The organism is Franzmannia qiaohouensis (assembly GCF_031451695.1).
Lineage (GTDB): Bacteria > Pseudomonadota > Gammaproteobacteria > Pseudomonadales > Halomonadaceae > Franzmannia > Franzmannia qiaohouensis.
Genome location: NZ_JARWAM010000037.1, coordinates 1 through 5,039 on the forward strand (window position 1 = coordinate 1; position 5,039 = coordinate 5,039).

Genomic DNA, 5,039 nt, shown 5'->3' on the forward strand with positions numbered 1-5,039 from the left:
TTTGGTCGGTAAAGCAGGGAGGGTACCGGCGCTGGCCCTCCTGCTTCTACCGGGTGGTCCAAAGTGCTGCGGTTATTCTATGAATCTAGGTCATGAAGTGGAATCATCGAGCCCTTCCTGTAATGCGGAGTTCGCGAAATAGAAATGAGATGGCAACATACTAAGAAACTCAATTCACAAGCAAGCACTAAACATACGTTACCCTATAGACTCCCCATGCCCCTAGATGCACACCTCGGCCACAGGGATTTTCTGAAGCTCAACGCAGCCAGTTTGCGCGACTTTTAAGTGTAGGCGATACTAAAAGGGAAATTGTATTGTAGTTACTTTCATTATTACAGTTCCTGATGATTTTTTCTTAATCCTCTAATCTGATCAACTGTCGACGTAGCCCCACCACACACCACAACCAGGATATTGCTAAAATCCTTAAGTTCTGGTGAGTTTTCATATGCCACTGCTAGGCTTGCACCGCAGGCAGGCTCGACCAATATACGATGATCGTCAAGAAAACGCTCGCAAGCAGACAGTGCGCTTTGATCGGATACCACGACGCTGCGGACTGGGTGGTCTTTAGACCATTGAAAGGCTTGCTCACAAACACGCTTGGCACCAAGCGAGGTGGCGATGCTCGTTATCTGTTCCAATTCTACCGTATGGCCAGCTCTTACGGCTGAGTTAAATGAGGCGGCGCCCATCGTTTCTACCGCTAAAACGGGAATATCACTCCATCCATTGCGATGTAGCCCTTCAATCACGCCAGACAGTAAACCACCGCCGCCAACGGAGAGTACAACTGCGTCTGGCTTAAGGCCGGAGCGAAAAACCTCATCAATTAGCGTCGCGTGACCTTGCCAAAGCAATGGGTCATCAAAGGGATGAAGAAATGCATCTGATACGTCGATCAACGATTGTGCAAAGGCGTTGGCTTCTTGCCAAGAGGTACCGTGCACGATGACCTCCGCTTTCTCCAACTGTAGAAGCTCCTTAGCTCTTTCAGTAGTGGTTTCAGGCACCACAACCGTTACCGGAACACCTAAACGTCGGCCAGCGTAGGCAACAGCCAAGCCAGCATTTCCTCCAGAGGAGGAAATGAATCTACGAGCACCTCGAGAAAGGCAGGTCTCACACGCATAACCAATGCCCCGAATTTTGAATGAACCAGATGGTTGCAGCGCGTCGAGTTTAAGCCAGACTGAACGCCCCGGGGTAACGCTCATCGTGCAGGATTCGATTAGTGGCGTTTCAATGTGTAGCGTCATGAATACCCATACCTATGCTATCGGGTGAAGTTCTGTCGTAAGGGCGAAGCGGCTCTTCCTGAATCAATGGCGTTTATTTACTTACAGCCACTACTGCTGCATCCGCTTTCATAAAGAGCATCACCGGGATAGCAAGAGTACCGAGCGTTAAGCACCAGTCTGCGTGACCGAGCACGCTACCGCCCCTACCCTGCACGATGCGATGGCGACCGCCATCCATGCGATAGTCGCTGTGCCTATAGTTACTGCTCGATGTTTCTCTTGTCCCGCCATCCTCAGCGGCCTTAGGTCAAGAATAAACAGGGCTGGCTTCGGTTGCAAAACAGCCAAACGCAAAGCGCCAACCCAATGGGTTGGCGCCGTGGTCTGCAGTGCCTTGGAGGTTCACATCAGGGCTGGCCGAGGCCTGCGTAGCGCACGCCGCTGAGCAGCGCCATCTCGCGGTGCCAGGTGGCTAGGTCCTCCTGGTTGAACTGGTGGAGGGCGTCGTGGCCGCAGGCGCGAGCCATTACCTGCATCAGCTCCACGGAGGCGCCAAAGAAGGTCTTGAGGCGCTCTGCCGAGGCATCGACATCGAGGCGCTGGCGCAGGTCTTCGCGCTGGGTGGCGATGCCCGCCGGGCAGTTGTTGGTGTTGCAGATCCGCGCGCCCACGCAGCCGATCGCCTGAATGGCGCTGTTGGAGAGCGCGATGCCGTCGGCGCCCAGCGCCATGGCCTTGACGAAGTCGATCGGTACGCGCAGCCCGCCGGTAATGATCAGCGTGACCCGGCCGCTGGCCTTCTGCTCGTCGAGGTAGCGACGCGCGCGGGCCAGGGCGGGGATGGTCGGCACCGAGATATGGTCGCGGAACATCGCCGGAGCAGCCCCGGTGGCGCCACCGCGGCCGTCGAGGATGATGTAGTCGGCGCTGGCGTCCAGCGCGAACTGAATGTCGCGCTCGATATGGTTGGCGCTGAGCTTGAAGCCCACCGGCACGCCGCCGGTCACTTCGCGTACGCGGTCGGCGAAGCGCTTGAAGTCGGCCACGCTGGAAAGGTCCTCGAAGGTCGGCGGTGAGACCGACGGTTCGCCTGCGGTGATATGCCGCACTTCGGCGATCTTGGCGGTGTTCTTATTGCCCGGCAGGTGGCCACCGGTGCCGGTCTTGGCACCCTGACCGCCCTTGAAGTGGAAGGCCTGGACCTTCTCTAGCAGCGCTTCGCTGTAGCCGAACTTGGCACTGGCCAGCTCGTAGAAGTAGCGCGAGTTCTCGGCCTGCTCTTCCGGCAGCATGCCGCCCTCCCCAGAGCAGATGCCGGTACCGGCCATTTCGGCGCCCTTGGCCAGGGCGACCTTGGCCTCCTGGGAGAGCGCACCGAAGCTCATGTCGGAGACGAACAGCGGAATCTTGAGGATCAGCGGCTTCTTGACCTCGGGGCCGATCACCAGTTGGGTATCCACTGCAGCGTCTTCCATCAGCGGCTTGGTGGCCATCTGCGCCACCATCAGCTGCAGGTCGTCCCAGTGCGGCAGGGTGTGGCGCGGCACGCCCATGGCGGTCATCGGGCCGTGGTGGCCAACACCCTTGGTACCCTCCTTGGCGAGCTGGTGGATGAACTCCACTGTGGGCTCTTCCTCGCTGGCCTTGGGCTCAGGCTGGCTACCGCTACTCTTCTGCTCGGCGGCGGCGTCCTTGCTTGCGGGACTCCCCTGGCCTACCTCATCGTCGCTGAACTGCTTGTGGGTGCCGTCGCAGTACGGGGCGTCCCGGGTGTGCTTGCACTGGCAGAGAAAGGCGTCGCCATCCTTGTCGGCTTTGAACATCTTGGGCGTGATGCCGGTCCCCGAGTGGGAGCCGTCGCAGAACGGCTGGTCGCTGGAGCGTCCGCACATGCAGAACGCATACTCCTCACCTTTTTTCAGGCTTACTTTAGTGGGCTTGTTCGCCGCGATGATCGGTTGGCTCATGGGGACTCCGTGTTGTGGTTATTGGCGCGAGCCGGGTGTCAGGACCGGCGCGTGGCGCTATTCGTCAACGGTCATTGCCACTTTCCATTGAGCTAGCCTAGCGAGTTTTGTTCAATCCCGCCGAGCCAACGCCTGTGATAGACATTGGCTATCATGGGCACCTCAATTTCGTTCAATACCTGTCGCTGCCGCCACGCCACACTCCTGGCACAGTGTTCCAGGAGACGAACGATGAACCTTGCCATGATCTTGCCGATGTCGGCCTTTGCCCTGGCGGCGTCCATTTCACCGGGGCCGGTAAACTTGGTGTGCTTGAGCAGCGGTACTCGCTACCCCATCTCACGCGGGTTGGTCTTCGTTACCGGCGCCACCCTGGGCTTCGTTGTCCTGTTTCTTGCCGTAGGCCTCGGGCTCTACTCACTGCTGACGATGGTGCCAGGTTTGAAGGACGCTCTGCGCTGGGCCGGCGTGGCATTTCTGCTCTATCTAAGCGTGCGGCTGTTCCGCGATGATGGTCGTCTACCGGAGGGCGATGCCACGCGGGCACCGGGGTTTATGGCAGGCGCACTGATGCAGTGGCTGAACCCCAAAGCCTGGCTGGCGTCGGCCTCCGGCATCGGTGCCTACACCGGCGGCGATGTCGGCCTGCTGTGGCTGTTCGCCGCCCTCTATCTGCCCATCTGCTGGCTTTCGCTGGGTAGCTGGGTCTATGCAGGTGCCTTTCTACGCCGCTACGTGCAGCGCCCCGGCGTCCTGGTCGCCGTCAACCGTGGGCTGGCGCTGCTGCTAGCGGTCAGCTGCGTCTATCTCTTATTCGAGTAACGGGCTTCGATACTGATGGGGTGTAGCCGCCACCAGACGCTTGAAAGTGCGCTGGAAATGCGGCTGGTCACTGAAGCCGGCATTCAGCGCCGCCTCGGCGATCGGTTTGCCCTGCTTGAGCTGGCACTGTCCTAGCTGAATGCGGCGATTGATCAGGTAGGCATGAGGGGTGAGGCCGAAGTGCTGCTTGAAGGCTCGGATCAGGTGGCCGGCGCTGTAGCCGGAGCGCTGGCAGAGGGCATCCAACGAGACTTCCTCGGCGGCGTGCTCATCGAGGTAGGCGACCAATTCGCGCAGGGTGGCCGGCGGTAGCGAGCGCGGCCTGGCCGGCAGCCCCGCCAGGTGATGCATCAGTCCCGAGAGATATTCGACCAGCTCGCTCTGCTTGTTCAGAAGGTCGCGCTGCGGGTCGAGCAGGCCGTTGGTCATACGCTGATAACCGGCGTACCAGCTCGGGTCGGCGATTACGGCGGCGGAAATGTCCTGCCAGCACGGTGTATCGATCAGCCTCGCTGCATGGCGCAGCCGAGTCAGCCACTCGGCGTCCACATAGAGCATGCGGTAGGCCCAGGGCTGGCCCTCGACAGGATTGCAGGCGTGCACCCAGTCCGGATTCATCAACACCAGGTGCCCGGCGTGGATGCGATATTCGTCATCGAGGTAATGGAAGGTGCTCTCTCCGGCAGTCACCGCACCCAACGACCACTGGGTATGGCTATGACGGGCGTAGCCGACCTGACGGCCATCCTCGACCACGCGCAGCTCCACGTGGGGCATACGCGGATCGCGCCAGAAATGGGGCTGGTGGGCATGTGCCATGCTCGGATCGTCTCGCTACCAAGGGAAGAAGCGCGCTCAGCCTCGATGCGATAACTCTACGACATTCGCCACTGCCCTTCGAGGATGCTGGCTACTCGGCAGCGCTGCGCGCTGCAATCGCGAATGAATTCGCTTATATGGACCCGTCCCGTTGTGCAAGCCCGATTCGCCATGGCCGGGGTGAGAC

General features: G+C 59.7%; 4 protein-coding genes. 1 reads left to right on the forward strand and 3 read right to left on the reverse strand.

The genetic code is table 11. The annotated features are described in order from the left end of the window. Positions 1-335: 335 nt before the first annotated feature. Together QC821_RS21540 and QC821_RS21545 are read right to left on the reverse strand one after the other, a co-directional pair. Positions 336-1,262: a pyridoxal-phosphate dependent enzyme gene (locus QC821_RS21540; RefSeq protein WP_309725567.1), complete on the reverse strand. Its 927-nt coding sequence runs from the start codon at positions 1,260-1,262 to the stop codon at positions 336-338. 389 nt (positions 1,263-1,651) lie between these two features. Next, positions 1,652-3,211, reverse strand: a complete 1,560-nt coding sequence (locus QC821_RS21545; protein ID WP_309725569.1) for a glutamate synthase-related protein — start codon at positions 3,209-3,211, stop codon at positions 1,652-1,654. 231 nt (positions 3,212-3,442) lie between these two features. On the opposite strand from QC821_RS21545, the gene QC821_RS21550 reads away from it, so the two are divergent. Further along, entirely contained in the window at positions 3,443-4,033 is a 591-nt protein-coding gene (locus tag QC821_RS21550) for a LysE family translocator (protein WP_309725571.1), read from the forward strand. On the opposite strand, the gene QC821_RS21555 is transcribed toward QC821_RS21550, so the two are convergent. Next, positions 4,022-4,852: a helix-turn-helix domain-containing protein gene (locus QC821_RS21555; RefSeq protein ID WP_309725573.1), complete on the reverse strand. Its 831-nt coding sequence runs from the start codon at positions 4,850-4,852 to the stop codon at positions 4,022-4,024. The two genes, QC821_RS21550 and QC821_RS21555, sit on opposite strands and share 12 nt — an antisense overlap. Positions 4,853-5,039 lie beyond the last annotated feature (187 nt).